We start from the raw sequence: 23,590 nt of genomic DNA, 5'->3' as shown, positions 1-23,590 counted from the left end.
TCTAAATATTTGTTTTAACGCGCATCTTTGCCCGAAAACCGTTTCACACTTTTCGGGATGCGCTCTAGCTTCAGCCTACATTAACCGGCCATGAAACCTACTGCGTCCTTGTGCCAATATCCGGCGACAAGTGTGCTCTCTCGACTCTTGCCGAGTGTCTGTCGCCAATACTGTCGAACAATCTTGGCCTGATCCGCCTCGCCCGCAAACCAGCCGAAACTATCCGGACCTTCTGGCCATTCGGCTTCGCAGAGAATTTGCGTCAATGTTTCTGCGGCACGCTTCTGATCTGAATCGATAATCCAGTCGACGGAAACACCTTGCGGATGCTGCAACGGCTGTACGTCTTTCTCACTATCGACAGCGATGATAACACGGCCTGTTACGTCCGGGGAAAACTCCTCCAGCATACGTCCTATAGCTGGCAACCCGGTGGCGTCGGCTCCGATCAGGTAACGGCTCGCCTGGCGCAGCGGACGTCCCACTGGTCCCATCAGGCCAACAGTATCGCCGATCTGCGCGCCTTTAGCCCATTTGCAGGCCAAGCCTTCCACTTCATGCAGATAGAAGTCTATTTCAAGCCAGCCAGCATCGATATCAAGTCCGCGGATCGTATAGGCACGTGATGCCGGTTTGCGTGCTTCATCGGGCCAGAATGGCAGGCCATTTGGTCCCATGATAGGCCAGACTGGCTCAGGCACCTCCTCTGTCGGAAGTAATAGGCGAACATGCATCGCTCCAAAGAGCGAAAAGCGCTTCAGGTCTTCTCCGGCAAGCCGCACGCGCAACATATGCGGTGTGAAAAGGCTCGTCGATAAAACGCGCATCAGTCGAAACTGCGGCAGAACCTGTTCTCCTGCACGGTCGCCTTGCCACACAATCTCCGGCGCTTCTTCTTTGGTGTAAAGCTTGATGGCGACGGCTGCGAGGTCTTTGAGACGATGCAAGCCGATATCTTCATCAGCGAAAAGCGAAACGCGATAGCCGTTATCAGCGGCATCAATTTCTATCCGACCGAAATCGTAACCGAAAGCATGGCGACCTTCATGGCTATCATACTGAGCCTGATAGGAATTCAGCCGGTCAATAATGCTCGGCAGATAAGCTTCGCCTTTCTGAAGGCTAATATGGGAATGGCTTGTCAGTCTGGCTGTCAGTTCTGATGACGTCTTGGACACGGCTTTTCTCAATCTGTGTTTTCCAGAATCTTACTAGCATAAAGTTGAGTATTCTGGAAAAGTTTTGTTATTCTGATCGGAAGGTGGCGGGCGAGGCAAATAGCCTCCTTGCCCGCTGCAAAATCAGCCGCCGATGCGACCAGTGATGGCGATCTTAAAGGTACGTCCTTTTGCTTGCTCGATGTCCGTGCTCGTGGCCCAACCGGTCTGTGCATCGGTATAGGCTTTGTTGAAGAGGTTATCGACGCCGAAGTCGAGCTTCACATTGTCAGTAACCTGCCAATTGGCGAAGACGTTTACGAGATCGACGCGCGGATAGACTTTGACGCCACCCGTTGTAAGAGCACGATTGACCTTGCCGATGCTTTCATATTCGACACCGTAAACCAGCTTTTCTTCAAAGGCCTTCAGGCCCAACGTTGCACTGAGATTGTTGAGCGGCGTGTTGCTCAGGCTTTCGCCCTTGTAAACACCATCCTTCATTTCTGCGTCGGTATAAGAAGCCGCAAGGTTCACGTAGCCCCACCAGTTGTCATAGGTGCCTTCCAGCTCCACCCCGCGCAGACGTGCATCGCCGACATTCTCAGATGTCGTCACACTGCCGGTCTTGACGGTGTTGATGTAATTCTTGACGTCTGTATGGAAGAGGTTGAGCTTGGCGCGAACCTGATCGCCAGCGTCCAGAATGCCATCCTGACGCAGATTGACGCCAAATTCATAAGAAGTTGCGACTTCGGGCTTGAGAAGCAGGTTCGGTTCATATCCTGACCCATGCGCTCCGTTCTGCCTGAACATGTCCTGCATATGGGGAACGCGATATCCTTGCGAATAAAGGCCGTAGAACTGTACGCCATCCCATGGTGTCACACCGACGCTGAAACGCGGCGAAACGCGATTGCCATCGACACTGACATCTTCCGAAGGCAGAACGTTGGTGGCCTTGGTCGTGCCGTCAAGGCGGTAGCCATCGTAACGCAGGGCACCGATCAGCTCGAGCCACTTCTGATAATCACCCTGCCACTGGATAACGCCGCCATAAGCCTGCTGTTCGCCGTTGCCAAAGTTGTCGGTGTCAGATTCACCGCGCATCTTATAATAGTCCACGCCATAAGTGAGCGTATGGCTCATGGCCGCCGTTTCAAAGCGTGAACTGTTATAGGCACGGAAACCAGCTGTCGAGACGTCGTAATAACGGGTCTTGCCAATACTGGCCTTTGGCCAAACCTGATACTGATCATTGTCGGTATCGCTGTAATAGGCATTAACCGACAGATCCCAGAATGGATTATCGTCAGGCTTATAGGTGTAGTTGCCGGTATAGATGCTGACAATCGTTTCAGCATTGTAGCGAGACAGCGTGCTGGAGGTAGATCCGCTGCTGCCCGTCATGATGTCGTTATATTTCTGGCGCTGGAAACCGAGTTTGACCTCGTGACCGTCTGCCGGTCGGATTGTGATTTTACCAAGGCCACTGACGACACGTTCACCGGTCCAGCGGACGACATCGCCATCACCATTCTTATAGGCATCGCTATCACGATAATTGATGTTGCCAATCACATCGAAGTTCGGATTGAGGCGATAGGCGCCGACCGTGCTGGTCATCCAGCCATTTCCGTTGCTTTCGTAACGCAGCTTCTCGCTCAACGCCCAGGTTTCGTCGTCGCGTAGGAAGTCGCCCGCATCTTTGGTTTCAAAAGCGACGAGACCGCCGATGCCACCAGAACCGTATGCATTGGAAACAGGCCCGCGAATAACCGTTACCTGCTTGAGCATTTCCGGGTCGATATAGAATGAACCTGAGCCGTGACCGACACGCCAATAGTCCTGACGTGCGCCGTCAATCGTTACTGCAACACGACCATACTCCTGAAGACCGCGAATATTGATCGATGTCGCCGGGTCGTCTCCGTTCAAGGACGCATGCACGCCGGGTGTCGAACGGAAAATGTCAGCGGCCGTCGTTGCCTGAATGCGATCAAGCTGCTGCTGCGTGATGACACTCGTGGATGCCATGGCATCAATGGCAGCCTGGTTCTGAATATTTGGGGAAATGGTAATTGTATCGAGTTGAAGTGCCTGCTCTTTCTTTTGAGCCAGCTGATCCGCCCCCGCCGCTTTTTGATTCTGAACAGTTTGTCCAAAAGCGGGCATTGCCGCCAGAAGACTCAAACCAATTGCTCCGCCCAAAACCGTTGTTTCCAACAGATAGCTGCCGCGTCTCGACTTCATTTTCATTGCAACCCCCGAATTGGCTGTCACCGCCATGCCATTAAGATGATAAAAAGACTCATGTTAACTGGAGGCTATATTAATCATGATATTATGAGTCAACTTTAAATATACAAATGTGGATAAGGGGTATGCGCGGGTTGTGGAACGCCAGGCGTCATAAAGGTTTAATCGATTAAAGAATGGAACATTAAGTTCGTTGGGTAGAGATGTAACATCTGGTCAACTTGTGTATTTTTTTACATAAGGATTAAAAAATTACAGAATGTAAGTTGGACAATGAAGACTGTGAATTTAAAGCTTCATACCTATTTTGTATGAATGCTCATTCCTACATTGATTTCAGTAAATTCTGAAAATTAGAGTTGAATATTAAGGGGTTGCTTTTTGATCGATGGCCGTTATTGTCGGCTCCACTTGGAGGAGGATAGAGCCGCCCCAGCGCGTATATCGCTGCGGGGCGGTTTCTTTTTTAAGCTATTCATAAATGCATAACTGCTTTGCAGCATCGCCTCTTGTAAGTGGCGGGTCCCGCTCCTATTTTGGGGTTGTTCAGTTTCACTCCTCCTCCCAGAAACTGAACGCGAAGCGCGGCACTCCTCCTCCCAGTCGCGCTTTACAGATCAGCCCGTTGCACACTCCTCCTCCCAGTGCAGCGGGCTTTCTTCCTTTTAAGCCCCTCCCGCACCGTTGAGTTTTTAATCAGCGTCTGTCTGAGGCGGAATTACCGTGTTCTGCTCTTGAGCCAAAAGCGACCAGGCAGCGATGAACATTGCCGCAATCATTGGGCCGACGACAAAACCATTTATTCCCACCAGCGAAATACCGCCAATCGTCGAGATGAGTATGACAAAGTCGGGCATACGCGTGCCTTTGCCGACCAGCGGCGGGCGCAAGAAGTTGTCGATCAGGCCGATTACGAAAACACCTACGAACACAAGGACTGCCGCCTTTATCCAGATACCGTTGACCATAAACCAGATGGCTGCCGGTCCCCATACGAGAGAAGCACCGACAACGGGAAGCAGTGAGAAGATTGTCATCATCACCCCCCAAAGCAATGCAGCCTCAATGCCAAGGAACCAGAAGGTCAAGCCGCCAAGCGTTCCTTGAATAAGCGCTATAATGATGTTGCCTTTAACGGTTGCGCGGATGACTGCGGTAAACTTATCCAGGAGTTGGCCAGTATATTCATCTGTAAGAGGAATGGCCTGGCGAATTTTAGCGCCCAGTTCTGCGCCATCGCGGAACAGGAAAAACAGCAAATAGATCATGATGCCGAAGCTGATGAAGAACTGAAGTGTGTTCTGACCAAAGCTCACCAACCGGCCAGCAAAGATTTGACTGCCCTGCAAGATGGCGGATGAAATGCGCGAACGCCATTCGGCAAAACTACCAAGTTCAAAACGAACCATCCATTCCTCAAGGGAGTCGGGCAAAGCTCCCAGAATGCTGGTTATATAGCTATTCAGATCGAACTCACGCGTACTGAGCCGCTGATAGAGCGAATTGCCTTCCTGAACCAGCGATCCAAAGATCAAAAGCGTTGGAATGATCACCAAGCAGATACACATCAACACCGACAACAGCGCGGCAACATTGCGCCGCCCACGCAGAACCCGCAGCAGCCATTGTTGAACCGGATAGAATATGACCGCGAGGATAACGCCCCAAAGAACCGCAGAATAATAAGGAATAAGCAGCCACGTGAAGGCTATAGTGACCAGTGCCAGAAGAATATAGAAACTTACGCGCTGGACGGACATGAGATCTCTTTAGTCTGGAGTTTGCGTCAAACGTGACCGCAATTCATTTTGCATTCAACAAACACTAATGCATTTGAGCAAAAAGTGCGAAGCGGTTTTACGTGAGGCAAATGCGATAAAACAAACAAATAACGTGGTTTGAACGATTCAATATTGAATGAAATTGTCTCCTGACTAAGTCTGTATTTTTCACAGGCGCTGGTTGGACGTAAGCCAATAGAAATGAAGTGTTTGATCTCTTGCTAATAAGCATTGTGATCACCTTATCGCCATTTTGTTTATGATGGGAATTAATATTGTTGACAATCTTTTAGATGTGACGTTCAATCCATCATGCTCTTCTCCATCAAACGAGAGAGGGGTGATTTAAACAAGGGGAATAAAAATGTTTAACAGACGCGCAGTTATCAAAACTGCGGCGCTGGGCGCCGTTTCACTTTTTGCGCTCATGTCCGCCAATGCCTCCCAAGCAGCAGACAAAGAACTCAAAATCGGTTTTGTCGGTGTAACCAGTGGGCCCGCTGCGGCATGGGGCACTTCTAACGTTCGTTCGATGCAGGTACGTGCAGACTGGCTTAATGAGTCCGGTGGTGTGAAGATCGGCGATGATACTTACAAGATAAACATCGTCACTTTCGATGACCAGAAAGATCCCAAGCGTGCCATTGCCGGCATGGAAAAAATGGCTCAGGAAGGCGTGCATTACGTCGTAGGGCCAAATGTTGATGACGGTGCCGCCGCCGTGCGGCCGGTCGCCGAATCCAAAGGGATCATCTACTTCCCTTATTCATTCCCGAAAGAGCTTTATACGCCCCCAGCATCCAACGCTGTTCTGGGTATGATCGCCAACTATCAGTCCGGTCCGGCGATCTATAAATACCTCAAGGACAATAAGGGCATTAAGAGCGTCGCATTCGTTGCCGCCAATGAATCAGATCCGCTGAGCCAGCGCGATAGCGGCATCGAAGCTGCTAAGGCTCTTGGCCTTGAAGTCGTCTCCACCAGCGATGCCTACCAGAACGACACCCGTGATTTTACGCCGGTTTTGACACCGATCATCATGCAGAAGCCTGACCTTCTGGTTCTTTCAGGTGTTGCACCAGGCAATGCGCCACTTCTCATCCGTGCCGCGCGTGAGCTCGGTTACGAGGGCTTCATCTCAACCGAAACTGCTCAAGACGCCAAAGTTCTTGAAGAAGGTGCCGGTGAGCTTGCGAATGGCTTCATTTCTGTAGGCGGTGCTTCGACGCCGGAAATCGCGTCAGACACCATGAAGGAATTCGTTGATCGCTACACGAAGGCCTACGGCGAGTATAATGACGAGTCCAATACCAAGGTTTATGCGCTCGACTATATTATCGAAACGATCAAAGCCAATCCTGCTGCAATCGACAATGTCAAAGAATTCATGAAGACCATGGATACATTCTCCGCAAAGAACCCTTTCGTGAAGGGGGACGATGCGAAGTTGACTTATGTTGGCACGACGTCGTTTGGCCAGAAGCGCCAGATCGGCATTCCGATGGTTGTGACAGAGTACAAGGACGGCAAGTTTGAAACGCTGTTCGTGGCGAAAGTCGATTAGAGCGCGTTTCGATCTGATTGGATCAGATCGGCGCTCTAAATATTTGTTTTAACGCGCATCTTTTTCCGAAAACCGTTTCACACTTTTCGGGATGCGCTCTAAACGAACGGCACTCAAGCAATAGCCTGATGCGGTGTTATAGTCCGCATCAGGCCTCCCAACCGTAAAGAACTGTCACGGAGGCTTTGGCTTGGCCCTGTCTCCGCAGGGGGAGTCTGCCTTCATGGAACAAATTATAGCCAATGGGCTGTATCTTGGTGCGCAATATGCACTGATCGCGTTAGGATTGACGCTGATTTTCGCACTGATGAACGTCCTCAACTTCGCGCACGGCCAGATGTATGTGCTCGGCGGCTTCGTCACTTACACGATCTATGGTCAGCTCGGCTTACCATTTGTCGTGGCGTTGCTCGCCTCTGCAGTCACTTTGATGATTGTCGGTGCACTGATTGAGAAGCTTTTATTCAGGCCCGTTATTAAACGAAGTCTGCGAGATGAAAGTACAATGCTGCTTGCGGCGGCGGTCGCGTTCTTTCTCGATGCGATTATCCTTCTGCTTTTTGGCGAAAAGCAGCGCGGCGTGCCAAAAATCATAAACGGTGTCTTCGTTTCTGATTGGCTGATAATGCCTTATGACCGCATGTTGATCGGCGCACTCGCCGTCATCTTCATCGCTGCTTTCGTTCTCTTTATGCAGTTTACGAAACCCGGTCGTGCAATGCGCGCGCTCGCCCAGGAACGCGTGGCTGCGCAGTTGATGGGTGTGAATGTTGATCGATATTCCATGATCGGCTTCGCAATGGGGGCTATGCTGGCAGGCCTCGTCGGTGGTCTGCTGGTTGCCATTACCGGTGTTAATTCAGGCATTGGTGGAGCAATTTCCATCAAGGCTTTCATGATGGTGATGATTGGTGGAGCCGGTGTCGTCAGCGGTGCAATTGCCGGCGGCTTCATCCTGGGCATGCTGGAGTCGGTCGGCCTCACTGTGCTGCGTCCTTATGGTGATATCACCTATCTCGTCATCTTTGCCGGGCTGATGGTCTTCCTCAGTCTCCGCCCGAATGGGCTTATGGGCAAACCATGGGGTTGATGGGGGCAATCATGACAAAGACAACAAAACTCCTTGGCGTCGTTGCCTTTCTCGCACTCGTACTGATCGGCATTCCGCTGCTCATCGAAGTAACCGGACGCAACGACCTTTATTATACACTGACTTCGGTGGCCTTGTTATCTATCGTCAGCGGTGGTGTTTGGCTTACCTTCTATATTGGCCGCATCAATATCGGTCAGGGTGCCTACGCATTGATGGGCGGCTATGTCTCGGCCATCCTCATGGTCAAATATGGCATTTCTTTCTGGCTGACGCTGCCATTGGCCGGCCTGTTCTGTGCCTTCGCCAGCATCCTTATCGGCATACCGATCCTGAGGCTTCGTGGTGTTTACTTTGCTATGGTCACACTGGTGCTCACGGAAGTCGCACGGCTGCTGGCGATGGCCTTGCCGATCACCAATGGTGCGAAGGGCATGGTCAGCATTCCGATGCCCGGCGGCATATCGATATTCGGTCTGACCATCCTGCCGGATTTCGCAACGCTCCAGAACCCGCGTGCGGCCTTCTATTACGTGTCGGTCGTGCTGATGGTGCTCTGCTTCGCCGGGCTTTACCGGCTTATTCATTCGCGCATCGGCGGGCTTTGCCAGTCGCTGCAACAGAACGAAGAACTCGCGTCCTCTATTGGCGTCAACATTACTTATCTGCGCGTACTGGCTTATGCCATTTCGTCTTTCCTTGGCGGTCTTGGCGGTGCGATGTTCGTGGCAATCTCGCAGTCAATCTATCCTTCGAGTTTCACTGTTACGGACTCTGTCAACTTCATGCTCAACTGCTTCCTTGGTGGGCTTGGCTATGTTTTCGGGCCAATCATCGGCACTTTTGTCCTCTATTTCGGTTGGGATTTCCTGTTTCAGACCGGAAAATTCCAGCTCCTTATCTTCTCAAGCCTGTTGATCATTCTGATGCTGTTCCTGCCTAACGGCCTGCTCAGCCTGCGACTGACTGGCAAGAAAGGATCGAGATCATGAGTGCACTTCTCGAAATCAAAGGGCTGACCAAGCGTTTTGGCGGGCTTGTGGCAGTCAACGATGTTTCCTTCTCGGTCAAGGAAAAGGAAATTCTATCAGTGATCGGGCCGAACGGTGCGGGAAAGTCGACTCTTTTCAAGCTGATCGCGTCTTTTATCACACCCACGACCGGCGAAGTTCGCTTTAAAGGTGAACGTATATCGGGGCTTGCTCCGCACATCGTCGCCCGTAAAGGCGTAGTTCGCACGTTTCAGGAAACGACAATCTTCAAAGGCATGACGGTGCGAGAGAATGTGATTGTCGCTCATCACCTGCGCGCCAAAGCAAGTTTCCTCGGATGTTATGTCGGTACCGGGCTGGCTCGGCAAGATCAGGAGGAATTTGGCCGTTCTGCCGACGAAATTCTGGACTTTCTAGGGCTTGGCAGTCAGCGCAATGAAGTTGCCCAGACCCTTCCCCATGGTCATCTTCGAGCGCTTGGCATTGCGATCGGGTTGGCCACGGAGCCTAAAATCCTGCTGCTTGATGAACCTTTTGCCGGCATGAACCACGATGAGACCGTCAAAGCAGTGGAAATGGTGCGTGCCGTGCGGGATCGCGGGGTCACTGTTCTTCTCGTTGAACACGATATGCCAGCCGTCATGAATATCTCCGATCGGATCGTTGTCATCAATTTCGGTCAGAAGATTGCGGAAGGTACGCCTAAGGAGATTCAGGAGAACGAAAAAGTCATCGAAGCCTATCTCGGCGCAGAAGATGAAACGATTGGATACTGATCATGACAGAGCTTCTGAAAGTCAACGATGCCGAACTCTATTATGATCACGTATATGCCCTCAAAGGCGTTTCGCTGACAGTCAATGAAGGCGAGACAGTAGCCCTCATCGGTGCAAACGGCGCTGGAAAATCCTCAATTCTGCGAGCGATTACAGGGCTGAACAAATTGCGCAAAGGCGAGATTTATTTCGAGGGACGTCGCCTTGATGGAACGCGTTCGGATACGATTGTTGAAATGGGTATCGCTATGGTGCCGGAGGGACGCCGTGTCTTTCCATATATGAGTGTGCGCGACAATCTTCTGATGGGAGCCTTTACCCGCTCCAGCAAGGCAGAAATCGCCAATACGCTGGAAATGGTGATGGGCCGCTTCCCTCGTCTGAAGGAGCGATACTCGCAAGCAGCAGGCACGATGAGTGGTGGTGAACAGCAGATGCTGGTTATCGGGCGCGCGCTGATGGCAAAACCTAAGCTATTGCTTCTTGATGAGCCGTCATTGGGCGTTGCACCTAAGCTTGTGCAGGACATCGCTCGTTCGATTGTAGCCATCAACCGCGATGAAAAAGTGAGTGTTCTGCTCGTTGAGCAAAACTCACGTATGGCACTTCGTATTTCACAACGGGCTTATGCGCTCACCACCGGCAAGATTGTGCTCTCGGGTAATTCCGAAGAACTCATCTCTGATGAGCGCGTGAAGAAACTTTATCTGGGGGGCGAAATCTAAGTTGCGACACTGGATCGGCAGCCGTTCCGTGGGGGCAAGGCACGGCTGCTTCAATTCTGCTTTGAGGCATTACTATGCCTAAAGAATTTTCAGAAATCGAGATCAGGATTTCTGCTTGAAAACAATAACTTGAAGCGCGAAGTGAATATTGCAAGGGCAACGCGCTTTAAGCCATCAACAACGATAAAAAAAGATGGTTTGAGGAAATGGACATACTTGTCGTCAACCCGAATACGACCGCTTCCATGACGCGTAAAATCGGCGAAGCCGCGCGAAGCGTAGCAGCGACCGATACCAATATCATAGCCGTCAATCCCAAGGACGGCCCACCCAGCATAGAAGGTTACTTCGATGAGGTTTTTGCTATTCCTGGCATGATCGGCGAAATGCAGAAGCATTCGTCGGCCGATGCCTGCATCATAGCTTGTTTCGACGATACGGGATTGGACGCTGCACGCTGTGCCAGCACAATGCCTGTGATTGGCATCGGTGAGGCTGCTTTCCACATGGCGAGCTTGATTTCAGGCAAGTTCAGTGTGGTAACCACCCTCTCCCGCTCCGTACCTGCTATCGAGCATAATCTGGTACGCTACGGGCTGGCGACGCGTTGCGCTCGTGTAAGAGCCAGCGATGTTGCCGTGTTGGAACTCGAAATTCCCGGTTCTGATGCACGAAAGCGAATTTCTGAAGAGATCGCGCGCGCGATCCGGGATGATCATGCGGAAGCGATTGTGCTTGGCTGTGCAGGCATGGCCGATCTCGCCGCATCCTTATCGCAGGAACATGGTTTGCCGGTGATTGATGGTGTCACGGCTGCGGTCAAGCTCTGCGAAGGGCTGGTTAGTCTTGGCTTGAAGACATCTAAAAGAGGCGGATATCTGCCACCGCGGACAAAGACCTTTGAAGGGATATTTGAACCATATTCACCAGGGCGGTGAGCTGAGCATAACGATAATGTATCGACCCCATGTTGTAGATCAAATTACCGAATTTGTTGACAATTATTAAGGTGAGTTCGATATGTACGTGAAAAGCTCTGAAGGCTCTGCATGTTCGCAGAGCATCCTGCGGTCTGAATAACCTGGCATCCGGACACAAATGAATTTTTTTGGCTCTAACGCACCAGACACGACTGAAAACGGCAACAATAATGGGGCGGCACGCTGGCATTCCGTTTATCAAGGCTTGCGTGATGCAATCGTCAGCCATCAGTTACTGCCTGGCACCAAACTACCGGAAGATGAGCTGGCAACGATCTATTCTGTCAGCCGTGCAGTCGTGCGATCGGCTCTTCAAGCGCTGTCGCATGATCGCCTTGCGCGGCTTGAACCCAACCGCGGCGCTTTTGTTGCCGAACCCTCGCGGGAAGAAGCGCGAGAAGTGTTTGAGGCTCGAACTCTGGTTGAGCCGGAAGTTGCGGCACTTGCGGCCAAGGTGGCTACAGCGGCCGATATCGCCAGGCTCCGCAAGCATCTTGATGACGAACATGCCGCCCTCCATGCCGGTCGCTACAGCGATGCGATCAGGCTTTCGGCGCGCTTTCACCTCGACCTTGCAGAGATTGCAGGGCATTCCATTCTGGCAGGTTTTGTTGCCGAACTGTTGCCGCGCTCATCGCTGATCATTGCGCTTTATTGGCAACGCCGGGAAACGACCTGCGAAAGCCATGCTCATAATGCGCTTGTGGATGCTATTGAGCAGCATAAGGTTGAAGACGCGGAAACCTTAATGAAGACGCATATTCTGGATCTGCTTGCAGGTCTCAATCTTGATCGCATGGAAAAAGAACAGAAGCGCCTTTCAGACATTCTCCGTTAAATAAAAAGGCTGATCAAAGATCAGCCTTTTTATTAGAATTAACGCGGAAAGCGCTGATTTTCTTCAAGAACATTCAGATCCATATGATTGCGCATGTAACGCTCCGATGCCTTCTGCAATGGCTGATAATCCCATGGATAATAAGCACCGTTGCGAAGTGCTGGATAAACCACATGGCGCCGCGCCTGACTGGCTCGCACCTGACTATCATAAAGCTCAAGATCCCAACGCTTCTCGGCCTGGCGGATAAGACGCTCAAATGTTTCCCTATACTCAGGCGAGGCCGCCAGATTTTCCAGTTCATGCGGATCATTCACAAGATTGAACAATTGCGGGGGATCGACCCTGCAGATATTCAGCTTCCAGTCGTCTTCCCGCAAAGAAACCATCGGTGCAATGGTGCCCTCGGCAGCATATTCCATAGGCACTGCGCCACGCGACGTTGCTCCTGAAGCAACATCAACAAGCGATACACCATCTGTCCATGGCATGATGCCCTTAAGGTCTATGCCCGCAAGATCGGAAAGCGTTGGTAGCACATCAAGCGTGGATACGGCTTCTTCTACCAATTCCGGCGTTAACTGGGGTGCCGCGATCATCAGTGGCACACGCGCAGAGCCTTCAAAGAAGTTCATTTTGAACCAAAGGCCACGTTCCCCGAGCATATCACCATGATCTGAAGTGAATATGATCAGTGTGTTCTCACTCACGCCGCACCGTTCAAGTACATCGAGAAGACTGCCAATTTTCTCATCGACATAGGAGATATTGGCAAAGTATGCCTGCCGGGCAGTTCTTATCTGCTCACGTGTGAGATCGTAATCTTCGGCCTTGCAGGCACGCAGCAGACGCTCGCTGTGCGGGTCGATTTTGCTTTCTGGTAATGGTCCGATTTTAGGATCAAGTTCCGGAATATCCGCATAAAGATCATAGAAGCGTTTGCGGGCTACATAGGGGTCATGCGGATGTGTGAAGCTCACCGTTAGACACCAGGGGCGTTCATCATGACCGCGAGCGAGATCGTAGAGCTTGGCTTCTGCCTGATAGGCGACCTCGTCGTCATATTCGAGTTGATTGGTAATTTCTGCCGATCCTGCACCAGTGATCGAACCGAGGTTATGATACCACCAATCAATGCGTTCGCCGGGCTTGCGATAATCAGGTGTCCAGCCAAAATCAGCGGGATAGATGTCTGTCGTCAGGCGCTGCTCAAAGCCGTGCAGTTGATCCGGACCGACAAAATGCATTTTGCCAGATAGAGCTGTTTGATAGCCCGCATTGCGTAAATGATGCGCATAGGTTGGAATTTCGGAGGAAAATTCAGCAGCGTTGTCGTAGACGCCCGTTCGAGACGGTAGCTGTCCAGACATGAACGATGCACGTGCCGGAGCACATAGAGGGCTTGCGGTATAACAATTTGCAAAACGCGCTGAGCGCTCGGCAAGCTTGCGTAAGTTCGGCGCATGCAGAAATTCAGCAGGCCCATCAGGAAAGAATGTTCCGTTCAGCTGATCAACCATCAGAACGAGGATATTCGGCTTTTTCATTTGGCTAAGACCATAAATTAAAAGAAATCAAACGCAGAGCGGCGGACGTTGAAAACGCCCGCCGAAAATGGATGTTTAGCGCAGTTTAAAGGCCGAGTTTTGCCTTGACCGCCGCTGCTCCTGGTTCGCCTTTAAAAGTGGTGATGCCTTCGAGCCACTTATCGATATGCTCGGGATTGGCTTTCAGCCATGCAGTAGCTGCTGCTGGCCCTTCGGCACCTTCATTCAGGATCTTATCCATCAACTCGTTTTCAATATCGACCGTGAAGACAAGTTTCTTGAAGAAGTTCGCTGCATTCGGGCATTCGCCCGCCCAGCCAGTGCGTGAGAGGGTATAAACTTCTGCGCCGCCATAGTTGGGTCCGAAGTAATCATCACCACCAGACAGATATTCGATGTTAAGCTTGGTGTTCATGGGATGCGGCGCCCAGGCCAGGAAAACCACCCATTGCTTGTCCCGGTTTCTGCGATCAACCTGTGCAAGCATAGCCTGTTCGCTCGATTCTACGATCTTCCAGCCGTCGAGCTTGAATTTTTTGTCTTCGATGATTTTCTGAATATTTTGATTGGCCGGAGCTCCCGGCTCAATGCCATAGATTTCTTTATCAAATTTGTCGGCATGAGCCGCGAGATCGGCGAAGTCCTTCACGCCTTCTTTGGCGACATAATCTGGTACAGCCAGAGTGAACTTGGCGCCTTCGAGATTTTTCACCAGAACTTCAGCAGCCTTGGCGCTATCGAGATCGTCACGGAACTTCTGTTGCGCCGGCATCCAGTTGCCAAGGAATACATCGGTGTTGCCAGTTTTAAGGGCCTCATAGCCAATCGGCACCGACATGGTTTTTACATCGGGCTTATAGCCCAGACCGTCGAGCAGCACGCTGGCGATGGAATTTGTTGAAGTGATATCTGTCCAACCCGGATCAGACAGACGAATAGTTTCGCACTTTGCAGGATCTGCTGCAGAAGCCACGCTCGTAAACCCCGTGAACGCCGCCAGTGCAAGTGTTGTCAGTTTGAGATAGCGCATGCGTTTTCCCCTGTTCCGCTTTGACAAAATCCGATCCGTAAAATCAAATTTCGTTATGACTTGCATTCTGCCTTCAAGGAAAACATCTTTATGGATAAGGGAAAAGACATTCATTTTTTATTGCAGACATAAAGGTTTTCTATGGTTTCTTCGTCCTGGGATATTGGTAGTCTTGGCGTTTTTGAAGCGGTCGGACGGTTGGAAAATCTGACCCTTGCAGCGCGTGAATTGGGTATGACGCAACCAGCAGTCAGCTATCAAATAAAGCGGATGGAAGACCGGCTGGGCGTGTCACTCTTCGCAAGGCGTGCCCGTGGTGTGGAAATCTTGCCCGAGGGACGCATACTTTATGAGGCAGTGCGTCTCGGCCTCGATGGAATCGAGGAGGCCATTCAGCAGATCAGGCGCAGGCAACGAACACCGGGGCTTCGAATAGCCACGGATTATGGCTTTGCTGCCTTCTGGTTGATGCCGCGTGTTGCAAAATTTCGCCCGAAATATCCGGAGGTGGATGTTCGTATCACTGCGTCGTCCATGTTGCAGCCTCTTGATCACAGAGAGGCAGATATTGCCGTTCTGTTTGGCTCACGTGAGGATTTTCCAAAAGACGCGATCGCTTTTGTAGGGGAATCTGTTGTGCCGGTCTGTTCCCCCGGCTTTCTTGAGCGGCACGGGCCGTTTCCGAATGGAAAGGGTTTGGGTTCAACAGCACTTTTACATCTCGATACCTTGCAAGGGGACCGCTGGTTTACGTGGCAGACTTGGCTTGATGCCATTGATGAGGAAATCGACGACGGTAATTATGGGTTGGTTTTCAACACATATAATCTCGTTCTTGAAGCTGCCATTGCTGAGCAGGGAGTGGCGTTAGGGTGGGCCGGACTGATCGACGGTGCGATTAAACGGGGGCAACTTGTTCCTGCTTGCGATGTCACGCTCACAAGCAGGAAAGGCTATTGGCTGGTGTTCAATCCTGATATTTCCGTTGCCGCCAAAGCTTTGTGCATGGAACTGCTCGAGTCCGAGCCGAACCTATAGAAACTTGAACGCAAGGCCTGAGATCAGGGCTTTAACATAAAGCTGTTTTTGAAAGTTCCCATTGAGCGAAATACGTTTCATGGCGGTGGGTCTTAAAGCGTCTGATCGCTGAAGCACTGCCGGCTGGGTCGTTACGGCCACCTGGAAACCGGCCTTTGCTGTCATCTCTATCTCGCGCTCGCCAACAGCCGAGGACCAGCCGTAAGGGTATGAGAATGATTTGGGACGATAGCCAACACAACGCTCAATTGCAGCTGTTGATCCGTCTATTTCGTGAGCAAGACGCTCTTTGTTCACTCGGCGAAGGTTGACATGCGTGATTGTGTGTCCGCCAATGTGAACGAGTGGGTCAGCGGCCAAGGCGCATAGCTGCACATAGTCCATGACCAGTTCGTCAACAATAGCACGAGGATCAATACCGCATTGCGAAATTGCAAGTTCGTCGATACGGCGGACAGCTTCATCTTCTTGACCGTTACGCACAAACGCAGTCAATCGGTCGAATGCTGCATATTTTTGTGCAACCGTTTCAGTCCGTATTGTCTCCAGCCCTCTACCAAAATCGAACCTGATTTGCGGCGTATTCGTTAAAAGTGCTTCAGCCGTTTCCCACCAGATTGTGTGTGTTCGATCAATAAAGCCCGTGGTCGGAAAAACGGTATAGGGAATGCCAAATTTTCGGAAAATTGGGGCGGCAATCTCTGCGTTATTTCGATAACCATCGTCGAATGTGAAAGCCACAAACTTTCGATTATCGGATTTGTCTGCAAGCAGTGTCGGCAAATCATGCAGGTGAACGGGCGTTAGGCCAAACTCAAGCACCGTTTGAATTGTTTGAGTGAGAAACTCTGGAGTAACCGACAAAATGGAATTGGGCTGAAATTTACCAGTCTGGTTTGGGCCAACGTGATGCAGCGTGAAGACCACGCCTCGTCCGCCAGCAGACGGAAACAATTTATCCAGGCCTGAGAAGGCAATTGCGTTCAATCCGATCCGCATTGCTGCGTACCGCATGTTTCGCCTGAAAGATTGCAAACACACCATGTTTGAAAAAGACCCCCGCGCACTGACATATCCCAAGACTACAAGAATGCAAGTTCCGTGTTGGACGTTTGCGCTTCTTTGAACTCTTGTTGCAGCCAGTCCATGAAAACTCGCACACGTGGCGAAAGCTGGCGCTCACGCCTGTAAAGCAGGGAAACAGGTGTTGGCTTTGGAGGGAAATCCGCAAGCACTTCAACCAATTCGCCGGACTCCATCAGCTTTATGGCGTGATAGATCGGCACCTGGATCAGCCCCAGACCGAGACAAGCAGCCGATACATAACTCTCAGCCGCATTGACTGACATGGGTGCAGGTAAGCCGACTTCAACCACCCTGCCCGCGACGGTAAATTCTAAAGGCAGCAATCCGCCGGTTGATGTTGAATGAAATCCGACCATACAATGACTGTGGGCCAAATTATCCGGATGTGTGGGCGTGCCGTGGCGTTCCAGATAGGCCGGAGAGGCGAGCGTTATCTCTTTCAGCAAGGCGACACGGCGAGCAATCATGTCGCTATCCTGTAATGTTCCGGCTCTCAGTACGCAATCAATACCCTCGCGGACGAGATCGACGAAACGGTCGCCTTCGCTCATGTGGATTTCAATTTCGGGGTAGGCTTCGAAGAATCGTGGCAGCGCTGGCAGCAGAAAATGACGGGCAAGCGTGCCATGCACATCGATGCGCAATGTTCCTTTAGGCTTGTGTCCGGCAAAAGCGCCTTCTGCGTCCTCCAGTTCTTTGAGAATAGATAAGCAGCGCCGATAATAGGCTTCACCGTCAAGCGTTGGGCTGACATGGCGGGTGGTGCGTTGAAGAAGGCAGACACCAAGACGTTTCTCCAGCTGCTTCACCGCATCCGTAACAGTCGACCGTGGCAGCCCCAAATCTTCCGCAGCAAGCGTGAAACTACGGCGTTCCGCAACTCGGGTAAAAACCCGCATGGCATCAAATCGGTCCATAATATTATTCGCTATTTTCGGATAGTGATGCTGAATTATGCATGATTATCCGGCTTTATAGAAGCGCTATGTTTGTCTCGAATAGAGCGCGCACCGCTATCGATTGACGCTCGCCATTTATTTTAATGCGTGTCGCCTCTCAAACTTCTTTGAAAGGCGCGCCAAAGGAAAGCTAAGTTCATGCCAGCCAACAATGACAGGATTGCAATCGTTACAGGTGCATCACGTGGTATAGGCGCTGCTATCGCGCGTCGATTGGCAACGGATGGTTTCACCGTTGTCGTCAATTATGCAGGCAGTAAAAATGCGGCCGAAGAATTGGCGGCCGAGATTATCCAGTCCGGCGGGCAAGCGGTGACACATCAGGCCGATGTAAGCGATGCAGCAGCTGTGAAACGCATGTTCGAAAGCGCTGAATCTGCCTTTGGTGGTATCGATGTGCTGGTCAACAACGCAGGTATTATGAAACTTGCTTCTGTGAAGAATGGCGACGATTCAGTCATCGATAGCCAGATTTCGATTAACCTCAAAGGTAGTATTTACACAATGCGGGAAGCATCCCAACGCTTGCGTGACGGTGGACGCATTGTCAATTTCTCGACAAGCGTAGTGGGACTGAAGCTTGAAAATTATGGTGTTTATGCCGCAACGAAGGCCGCCGTTGAAACATTGACTGCAATTCTTGCGAAAGAACTGCGTGGTCGCGACATCACTGTCAATGCGGTCGCTCCCGGACCAACGGCAACAGATTTGTTCCTGAATGGCAAATCCGATGAGTTGATTGAGCGGATGGCGAAAATGAACCCGCTGGAAAGGCTTGGAACACCTGAAGATATCGCTGCAGCAGTCGCATTTCTGGTCGGCGACGATGGACGTTGGATTAACGGTCAGGTTTTACGCGCCAATGGCGGCATGATCTGACTCCCATCAGGTAAATGAGCGAGGGGTTTCCCTCGCTCTTTGCTTTGGTTCAGGCTTTGCCCGTCGTGGCATTCCAAAGTGGTTCTGCAATTTTGGCCATGAAAATCACAATCAGCGAACCAAGCACAAAACCGAACACACCATCTGCGAAGGCAGTTGCAAACCAGTTTGCTGTGCTGGCAAGGCCAGTTGACACATAGGTTGCAAGGTCGGCGGCGGTTTCCGTAATCCATGCAAAGGGCTGGTGAACACCCAATCCGTGCAACCCATGGATAAAAATATTTCCTCCAACCCAGAGCATTGCAGCAGTGCCGATGATTGTAAGCACTAACAGCAACTTAGGAACCGCGCGAACCGTAAAGCGTCCTAATGCCCGTGTAGCCGAAAGACGCCCCTTTCGCGCCATCAACACGCCGAAATCATCCAGCTTTACGATAACTGCTACAACGCCATAAACCAGTACCGTAATCATGATGCCGACGACTATAAGCGTGGCAAGCTCGATCCAGATTGAGTTGGTTTCAATCATCGAAAGGGCCAGTGTCATGATTTCTGCGGAAAGAATGAGATCGGTTTTAATAGCACCTGCGACGCGTTTTTCTTCAAGTGCAGTTGGGTCTTTATCCTCTTGCGCTCCATTTTCATGGTGCTCTTCATTCGGAAAAAGTTTGTGCCAGACCTTTTCGGCTCCTTCGAAGCACAGATAAGCACCACCAATCATCAATAGTGCGGTAATTGCGATCGGCAGAAAATAATCGAGTGCAAGAAGAACAGGAATAAGCAGCGCTTTATTTCGGAGACTACCCATCGCAATTTTGCCGATCATCGGCAATTCACGTGCAGCGGTTATACCAACCACATAGTTGGGTGTGACGGCAGCATCGTCAATCAACACACCAATGGTCTTGCTGCCAGCTTTCGCGGCGTTCGCGGATATGTCGTCCACTGATGCTGCGGCAATCTTGGCGATCGCTGCGACATCATCCAGAAGGGCCAGAAAGCCGCTCATATAGTTTCTCCGCTTAAAGCATTTCCAGCAAAAGTGCGAAACGGTCCCAACGATCTAGCACCAACTTGAATCGCTGTAACGCGCCGCTCCTGTCTTCACGTGGCACGGGTAACGTTTCCAATAAGTCTACATTGCAGACTCGCACGTAGTTCGGCAAGCCATGCGCAGCGTTCGTCTCATGGCTTTGCAGTGGCTGGGCTTGCTTCCTTGTTTACATACTCAAATGAAAAAAGGCGGCTAATGCCGCCTTCATTGTTTCTAAACTCTGAGATTTTTCGTTTTATCGCGCTGCAAGAATACCTGCGATAAGGCCGGTTGCAGCGGTTACCAGCAGATATTGATTATCGACCTTTACCCAATGCTGGCCACGGCCTGGCTTGCGAAGGCCATAGCGTTTGTAATCGCGAATTTCCTGATGGCGCTGCCAGTCGTTGTAGCGTTCACCGCGCGACCAACGCTTGTGTCCCTGATCCCGGCGATCATGGCGCTGGAATTCCTTGCCATGCGATGGACGAGCAGGTTCTACCCGATTGTATCCCGGCTTGCGCGGCTGATGATAATCCTGAGCCTGTGCAAGTGGCGCGCCAACAAACGAAAGGGCAATAGCGGCGAGAATGGCTTTCTTAATCATGGGACACTCCTTTTGTGTTGATACGAATGTATCGTCGCTGGAGTGAACGCGAGATGAATGAATTAGGATCCAAACATTAAATAAAATCAATGTGATCAGAAAGAGGATTGGGCGACATTCAAAGCTAACAGCCTTCAATGTCGCCCTTGGAATGCGCGCTTCATACTATTCATACCAGAAAAAGCACAAACGGTACGAGAATCAGAAATGCAGCGGCAATGCCTGTTTCAATTTTTGAATATAGCAGCATGTCAGCCTCCATTATGGTTAACGACAGCTAAACAACGCAGCTACAGCGATTTGGTTCAATCAGACGCCAAGATATAACGGTCATGCCAAAGAGGTTTCGCTCATGTCCTGCAGGTATCAACGCAAATGGAATGAGATTTAAGAATTTTGTTGGCGATTCTCGAAAGAAAATTACGCCCAAAAAAGGGCTATTCCTGAACGATCACAGCTATTTACGGCTTAAATATTTCTAACTAATATTTTTGGCTTGATGTTGAGCGGGTGGGTAATAATTATGAAAAGAATAAAGATAGCAGGTGCCATTTCGGCTGCATTGCTGATGTTTGTCGGCGTCGCAAAAGCAGATGATCTGGTATTCAATCTAAAGAACGGTACGAATTCTGTTCTGACGCACTTTTATACTTCTCCAGTTGGCGTCAATGAATGGGAAGGTGATGTTTTTGGGCAGCAAGTCCTAAATCCGGGTGAAACGATCGAAATCACGATCGCTGACGGTCGTCGCGTGTGCAAATACGACATGCGTTTCGAGTTTCAGGATAGTGATGATCTCGACACCACGACGGACACGCAGGATCTCTGCGAACTCAGCACCTATACCATCGAGGAATAGGCTTACTTTTGGGCGGGGAATAGCGGCTGGACTTTAAAGTCTGGCCGCTTTTTTGTTTGGTTTATTTCAGATGCCAATACCCATTGTTATGACGGCGCTGCGCATAGCTTTGGAAATAGCTGCGAATTTGAGCGCCTGCCAATAGCGATAATCGTTAACCAGAGTGGCAGATAGCCAGCAGTCGCCACGATTGCCGGGGCGCTCCCAGCCCATAAGGCCAGCGTCACGAGCACGAGCGAGAATCCGTGCTGTGTTGCTTTGTGACATGCGATATCGACTTGATATACCATTTGAGGTTACCTGCCCGATCCATATCCGATCACCGGAAAACTCCCAGGGCGCGCGTGATGCAACATCGTGCAGGATATTATTTCCAGATTCTGCGCGCGTAAAATTTGCGATGCTCGCCACAGGTCTGCACCAATCGCTGTTATGCAGAACCTCGCGGGTCATGAGCGGTTGGGCGTAGCGCAACAAATCGGGGTTTGCATCCATAAGTCGAGCGCGATTGCCACCATCCATCAAGTCCAACGCAGCAAGATGCGTCGTCAGCCATAAATGAATAAGACCTTCTGTCTCCCGTCTCGCACGAAATACTTGCTGCCGTCGATCCGCGGTCGGGATGGCCTCAAGCAATTTGTAGTGGCGAGCTTCCTGCAGAAATGCCAGCGTCGTATTTTTGCTGGCAATAGGTGTGCCTTTGAGGAAATTGAGCAGGTTCGTCGGCGAGATCGGTGGATTGTTCGGATTGGTCACGTGTTCGAAATGCACAGCAAACGTGGCCTGGCTGAGCAACCATTTCTGCATGTCGGAAAGATAGCGCACTTCGCGCGGCAAGCGACCTGTAATGGCGAGGAGTTCTCTTGCGGCAGATGTAAGACAATCACCAAAACGTGGGGAGCTGTGCAACTCGGAAGCTTCGAAAGCCTGAGGCAGAAAGCTCGGTTCTTGAATGGACAACGCGGCTTCCATGATTGTATTTGCGTCCAAAATTTGCGGGTAGCTAATTGCCTGAATTTTTCAGCTCGACCATATACCGCTATTGGTGTCACATTTAAGCTGGTCTTTTCGTCGCTCTCCCAATTTTACAAACCTTCAACTTGTTCAGGAAATATGCTTATTTCGGCAAAGCATGAACAAGGCATAGCATGACAGATATTTTCACACCCGCAGTCCACACACGTAAGAAAAAGATCATTGTTTTCGATACTGAAACGACGGGACTATTACCGTATGATCGCATTATCACGCTTGGCGCGGTGAAAATTGAAGGTGACGAACTGCTTAAGCAGTCGCTCTATTTGATTTTCGATCCAAGAAAAGACAGTTCACCGCAAGCTGAAGCGGTTCATGGATTTGACAACTGGATGACGCGCTATCAGGATCTGTTTGCCGATCTGGCAAACTCATTGCGGCAGTGGCTCGGCTGGGCAGACGAACTGGTGGCGCACAACGCTGAATTTGATATGCGTTATATTCAACGGGAATTCCGCAAGGCCGAAGTCCAGATGCTCAGTCAGCCGGTCTATTGCACGATGGATGGCGCCAGACGGCTCTGGAGAGGCGAATCTGCCAAGCTGGACCATTGTCTTTCCAGAATCGGTTTATCGCGTGTAGGCGTTCGCCATGGGGCTCTGGAAGATGCTTATTTGACGGCAAGTCTTTATTTGCATCAACAGGGATCAAAACTGCCGATACCGCCAATCAATGCTTGGCAGGAACCAGCCAATCTCAAGCCCTATCCAAGCCGTCCTTTCGGACAGCTTCCACGTCGAACACCAAAACGCAGGCAGGGTTGTCTAGACCTCTCCTAACGTTTGCGGGGCAGCCCTACTGACCAGCAGTGAATGAGATATATTCCTGTAATTGCTTTGTGCGAGCTTCGATCACGCTCGCTCTGCAGCTAGGATAATGCAGTATTTGGCCTTCCCTTCCCCAATCGCCATTTGCATAGAAATTGCAGGACGATTCTTTATAGCTGTTCCATAAACGTTGTTCAGCCAGCAGATCGGTTTTGGTTTGCCCGTCAGCCTGACCATAGATTTTCTTCCAGGTCGCATTCAGCTTACCGTCGGCGCGCTTTAGCCAGTCACCACCACACTGTCCCCACGCAGTATTGGTTCCGTCAGACTGGTCAATACACTTGTCATAGAGTTTATCCGCAAAAACCGGCGAAGCGGAAAAAGCAATAATGGCAGCAAGAAGAGATCTTTTCATAGCGTCCACCCAATTGATCTTAGCTTGATAATGTAGCGATGTATCGCCAAGTCAAGGGCGTGCAAAAAACCCTGCCGGCTGTTGAGCTGACAGGGCAATATTGTAGATTTGACGGGCTGGATAATTCTAGAGCATAATTCCTTAAACTTGGATCAGTTTAAGATAAAATTATG

Annotated in this window: 22 protein-coding genes; 11 read left to right on the top strand and 11 right to left on the bottom strand. The window is 50.8% G+C overall.

Annotated features, from left to right (window positions below):
- Positions 1 to 80: 80 nt before the first annotated feature.
- The 3 genes from C9380_RS14680 to C9380_RS14665 all read right to left on the bottom strand — a co-directional run bounded on the left by C9380_RS14680 (position 81) and on the right by C9380_RS14665 (position 5,176).
- Complete coding sequence (locus tag C9380_RS14680) at positions 81 to 1,178, bottom strand: siderophore-interacting protein (protein WP_164844663.1); 1,098 nt, start codon at positions 1,176 to 1,178, stop codon at positions 81 to 83.
- A 123-nt stretch (positions 1,179 to 1,301) separates the two neighbouring features.
- A complete protein-coding gene (locus C9380_RS14675) occupies positions 1,302 to 3,410 on the bottom strand; it encodes a TonB-dependent hemoglobin/transferrin/lactoferrin family receptor (protein WP_164844662.1) in 2,109 nt (702 codons plus the stop codon).
- A 698-nt stretch (positions 3,411 to 4,108) separates the two neighbouring features.
- On the bottom strand, positions 4,109 to 5,176 hold the full coding sequence (locus C9380_RS14665; RefSeq protein WP_024896228.1) for an AI-2E family transporter: 1,068 nt from the start codon (positions 5,174 to 5,176) through the stop codon (positions 4,109 to 4,111).
- A gap of 385 nt (positions 5,177 to 5,561) precedes the next feature.
- On the opposite strand from C9380_RS14665, the gene C9380_RS14660 reads away from it, so the two are divergent.
- The 7 genes from C9380_RS14660 to C9380_RS14630 all read left to right on the top strand — a co-directional run bounded on the left by C9380_RS14660 (position 5,562) and on the right by C9380_RS14630 (position 12,162).
- On the top strand, positions 5,562 to 6,761 hold the full coding sequence (locus tag C9380_RS14660; protein ID WP_024896229.1) for an ABC transporter substrate-binding protein: 1,200 nt from the start codon (positions 5,562 to 5,564) through the stop codon (positions 6,759 to 6,761).
- 223 nt (positions 6,762 to 6,984) lie between these two features.
- Positions 6,985 to 7,851 carry a branched-chain amino acid ABC transporter permease gene (locus C9380_RS14655; RefSeq protein WP_128093865.1) on the top strand — a complete coding sequence of 289 codons (867 nt, stop codon included), beginning with the start codon at positions 6,985 to 6,987 and terminating at the stop codon, positions 7,849 to 7,851.
- 11 nt (positions 7,852 to 7,862) lie between these two features.
- On the top strand, positions 7,863 to 8,843 hold the full coding sequence (locus C9380_RS14650; RefSeq protein ID WP_036566741.1) for a branched-chain amino acid ABC transporter permease: 981 nt from the start codon (positions 7,863 to 7,865) through the stop codon (positions 8,841 to 8,843).
- Positions 8,840 to 9,619 carry an ABC transporter ATP-binding protein gene (locus C9380_RS14645; protein ID WP_024896232.1) on the top strand — a complete coding sequence of 260 codons (780 nt, stop codon included), beginning with the start codon at positions 8,840 to 8,842 and terminating at the stop codon, positions 9,617 to 9,619. The genes C9380_RS14650 and C9380_RS14645 overlap by 4 nt, the downstream gene beginning before the upstream one ends.
- A gap of 2 nt (positions 9,620 to 9,621) precedes the next feature.
- The gene (locus C9380_RS14640; protein WP_024896233.1) at positions 9,622 to 10,344 is read left to right on the top strand and encodes an ABC transporter ATP-binding protein; all 723 of its coding nucleotides are present in this window, start codon (positions 9,622 to 9,624) and stop codon (positions 10,342 to 10,344) included.
- Positions 10,345 to 10,550: 206 nt separating this feature from the next.
- A complete protein-coding gene (locus C9380_RS14635) occupies positions 10,551 to 11,282 on the top strand; it encodes an aspartate/glutamate racemase family protein (RefSeq protein ID WP_024896234.1) in 732 nt (243 codons plus the stop codon).
- 160 nt (positions 11,283 to 11,442) lie between these two features.
- On the top strand, positions 11,443 to 12,162 hold the full coding sequence (locus tag C9380_RS14630) for a GntR family transcriptional regulator (RefSeq protein ID WP_128093864.1): 720 nt from the start codon (positions 11,443 to 11,445) through the stop codon (positions 12,160 to 12,162).
- A gap of 38 nt (positions 12,163 to 12,200) precedes the next feature.
- Here C9380_RS14630 and betC read toward each other — a convergent pair whose 3' ends face one another.
- Positions 12,201 to 13,709, bottom strand: a complete 1,509-nt coding sequence (betC, locus tag C9380_RS14625; protein WP_128093863.1) for a choline-sulfatase — start codon at positions 13,707 to 13,709, stop codon at positions 12,201 to 12,203.
- A gap of 85 nt (positions 13,710 to 13,794) precedes the next feature.
- Positions 13,795 to 14,739, bottom strand: coding sequence for a choline ABC transporter substrate-binding protein (gene choX / locus C9380_RS14620; RefSeq protein ID WP_105706282.1), 945 nt, complete (start codon positions 14,737 to 14,739; stop codon positions 13,795 to 13,797).
- A 141-nt stretch (positions 14,740 to 14,880) separates the two neighbouring features.
- Here choX and C9380_RS14615 point away from each other — a divergent pair, with 141 nt between their 5' ends.
- Complete coding sequence (locus tag C9380_RS14615) at positions 14,881 to 15,777, top strand: LysR substrate-binding domain-containing protein (RefSeq protein ID WP_100556998.1); 897 nt, start codon at positions 14,881 to 14,883, stop codon at positions 15,775 to 15,777.
- On the opposite strand, the gene C9380_RS14610 is transcribed toward C9380_RS14615, so the two are convergent.
- Positions 15,772 to 16,764, bottom strand: coding sequence for a polysaccharide deacetylase family protein (locus tag C9380_RS14610; RefSeq protein WP_345772259.1), 993 nt, complete (start codon positions 16,762 to 16,764; stop codon positions 15,772 to 15,774). The two genes, C9380_RS14615 and C9380_RS14610, sit on opposite strands and share 6 nt — an antisense overlap.
- Before the next feature lie 95 nt (positions 16,765 to 16,859).
- Positions 16,860 to 17,780: a LysR family transcriptional regulator gene (locus C9380_RS14605; protein WP_128093862.1), complete on the bottom strand. Its 921-nt coding sequence runs from the start codon at positions 17,778 to 17,780 to the stop codon at positions 16,860 to 16,862.
- A 180-nt stretch (positions 17,781 to 17,960) separates the two neighbouring features.
- Here C9380_RS14605 and C9380_RS14600 point away from each other — a divergent pair, with 180 nt between their 5' ends.
- Positions 17,961 to 18,701: an SDR family oxidoreductase gene (locus C9380_RS14600; protein ID WP_128093861.1), complete on the top strand. Its 741-nt coding sequence runs from the start codon at positions 17,961 to 17,963 to the stop codon at positions 18,699 to 18,701.
- Positions 18,702 to 18,750: 49 nt separating this feature from the next.
- Here C9380_RS14600 and C9380_RS14595 read toward each other — a convergent pair whose 3' ends face one another.
- Together C9380_RS14595 and C9380_RS14590 are read right to left on the bottom strand one after the other, a co-directional pair.
- Positions 18,751 to 19,710 carry a DUF808 domain-containing protein gene (locus C9380_RS14595; RefSeq protein WP_024896242.1) on the bottom strand — a complete coding sequence of 320 codons (960 nt, stop codon included), beginning with the start codon at positions 19,708 to 19,710 and terminating at the stop codon, positions 18,751 to 18,753.
- A gap of 280 nt (positions 19,711 to 19,990) precedes the next feature.
- A complete protein-coding gene (locus C9380_RS14590) occupies positions 19,991 to 20,341 on the bottom strand; it encodes an RcnB family protein (RefSeq protein ID WP_128093860.1) in 351 nt (116 codons plus the stop codon).
- Between the two features lie 568 nt (positions 20,342 to 20,909).
- Here C9380_RS14590 and C9380_RS14585 point away from each other — a divergent pair.
- Positions 20,910 to 21,200 (top strand): hypothetical protein, encoded by a 291-nt coding sequence (locus C9380_RS14585; protein ID WP_374844453.1) that lies wholly within the window; start codon positions 20,910 to 20,912, stop codon positions 21,198 to 21,200.
- A 66-nt stretch (positions 21,201 to 21,266) separates the two neighbouring features.
- Here C9380_RS14585 and C9380_RS14580 read toward each other — a convergent pair whose 3' ends face one another.
- Complete coding sequence (locus C9380_RS14580; RefSeq protein WP_128093859.1) at positions 21,267 to 22,160, bottom strand: hypothetical protein; 894 nt, start codon at positions 22,158 to 22,160, stop codon at positions 21,267 to 21,269.
- 188 nt (positions 22,161 to 22,348) lie between these two features.
- Between C9380_RS14580 and C9380_RS14575 the strand changes: the two genes are divergently transcribed.
- On the top strand, positions 22,349 to 23,014 hold the full coding sequence (locus tag C9380_RS14575; protein WP_128093858.1) for a 3'-5' exonuclease: 666 nt from the start codon (positions 22,349 to 22,351) through the stop codon (positions 23,012 to 23,014).
- A 16-nt stretch (positions 23,015 to 23,030) separates the two neighbouring features.
- Here C9380_RS14575 and C9380_RS14570 read toward each other — a convergent pair whose 3' ends face one another.
- Positions 23,031 to 23,417, bottom strand: coding sequence for a lysozyme inhibitor LprI family protein (locus C9380_RS14570; protein WP_105706265.1), 387 nt, complete (start codon positions 23,415 to 23,417; stop codon positions 23,031 to 23,033).
- Between the last annotated feature and the right edge of the window lie 173 nt (positions 23,418 to 23,590).

The organism is Brucella pituitosa, from assembly GCF_003049685.1.
GTDB lineage: Bacteria > Pseudomonadota > Alphaproteobacteria > Rhizobiales > Rhizobiaceae > Brucella > Brucella pituitosa.
This window is presented reverse-complemented; position numbering and strand designations above follow the sequence as displayed.

Coding starts and splice junctions, on each gene's coding strand:
- C9380_RS14660 (WP_024896229.1), top strand. CDS start 5,562: ATGTTTAACAGACGCGCAGTTATCAAAACTGCGGCGCTGGGCGCCGTT.
- C9380_RS14595 (WP_024896242.1), bottom strand. CDS start 19,710: ATGAGCGGCTTTCTGGCCCTTCTGGATGATGTCGCAGCGATCGCCAAG.
- C9380_RS14645 (WP_024896232.1), top strand. CDS start 8,840: ATGAGTGCACTTCTCGAAATCAAAGGGCTGACCAAGCGTTTTGGCGGG.
- C9380_RS14590 (WP_128093860.1), bottom strand. CDS start 20,341: ATGATTAAGAAAGCCATTCTCGCCGCTATTGCCCTTTCGTTTGTTGGC.
- C9380_RS14575 (WP_128093858.1), top strand. CDS start 22,349: ATGACAGATATTTTCACACCCGCAGTCCACACACGTAAGAAAAAGATC.
- C9380_RS14655 (WP_128093865.1), top strand. CDS start 6,985: ATGGAACAAATTATAGCCAATGGGCTGTATCTTGGTGCGCAATATGCA.
- C9380_RS14665 (WP_024896228.1), bottom strand. CDS start 5,176: ATGTCCGTCCAGCGCGTAAGTTTCTATATTCTTCTGGCACTGGTCACT.
- C9380_RS14630 (WP_128093864.1), top strand. CDS start 11,443: ATGAATTTTTTTGGCTCTAACGCACCAGACACGACTGAAAACGGCAAC.
- C9380_RS14570 (WP_105706265.1), bottom strand. CDS start 23,417: ATGAAAAGATCTCTTCTTGCTGCCATTATTGCTTTTTCCGCTTCGCCG.
- C9380_RS14640 (WP_024896233.1), top strand. CDS start 9,622: ATGACAGAGCTTCTGAAAGTCAACGATGCCGAACTCTATTATGATCAC.
- C9380_RS14650 (WP_036566741.1), top strand. CDS start 7,863: ATGACAAAGACAACAAAACTCCTTGGCGTCGTTGCCTTTCTCGCACTC.
- betC (WP_128093863.1), bottom strand. CDS start 13,709: ATGAAAAAGCCGAATATCCTCGTTCTGATGGTTGATCAGCTGAACGGA.
- C9380_RS14615 (WP_100556998.1), top strand. CDS start 14,881: ATGGTTTCTTCGTCCTGGGATATTGGTAGTCTTGGCGTTTTTGAAGCG.
- C9380_RS14600 (WP_128093861.1), top strand. CDS start 17,961: ATGCCAGCCAACAATGACAGGATTGCAATCGTTACAGGTGCATCACGT.
- C9380_RS14585 (WP_374844453.1), top strand. CDS start 20,910: ATGTTTGTCGGCGTCGCAAAAGCAGATGATCTGGTATTCAATCTAAAG.
- C9380_RS14635 (WP_024896234.1), top strand. CDS start 10,551: ATGGACATACTTGTCGTCAACCCGAATACGACCGCTTCCATGACGCGT.
- C9380_RS14605 (WP_128093862.1), bottom strand. CDS start 17,780: ATGGACCGATTTGATGCCATGCGGGTTTTTACCCGAGTTGCGGAACGC.
- choX (WP_105706282.1), bottom strand. CDS start 14,739: ATGCGCTATCTCAAACTGACAACACTTGCACTGGCGGCGTTCACGGGG.
- C9380_RS14675 (WP_164844662.1), bottom strand. CDS start 3,410: ATGAAGTCGAGACGCGGCAGCTATCTGTTGGAAACAACGGTTTTGGGC.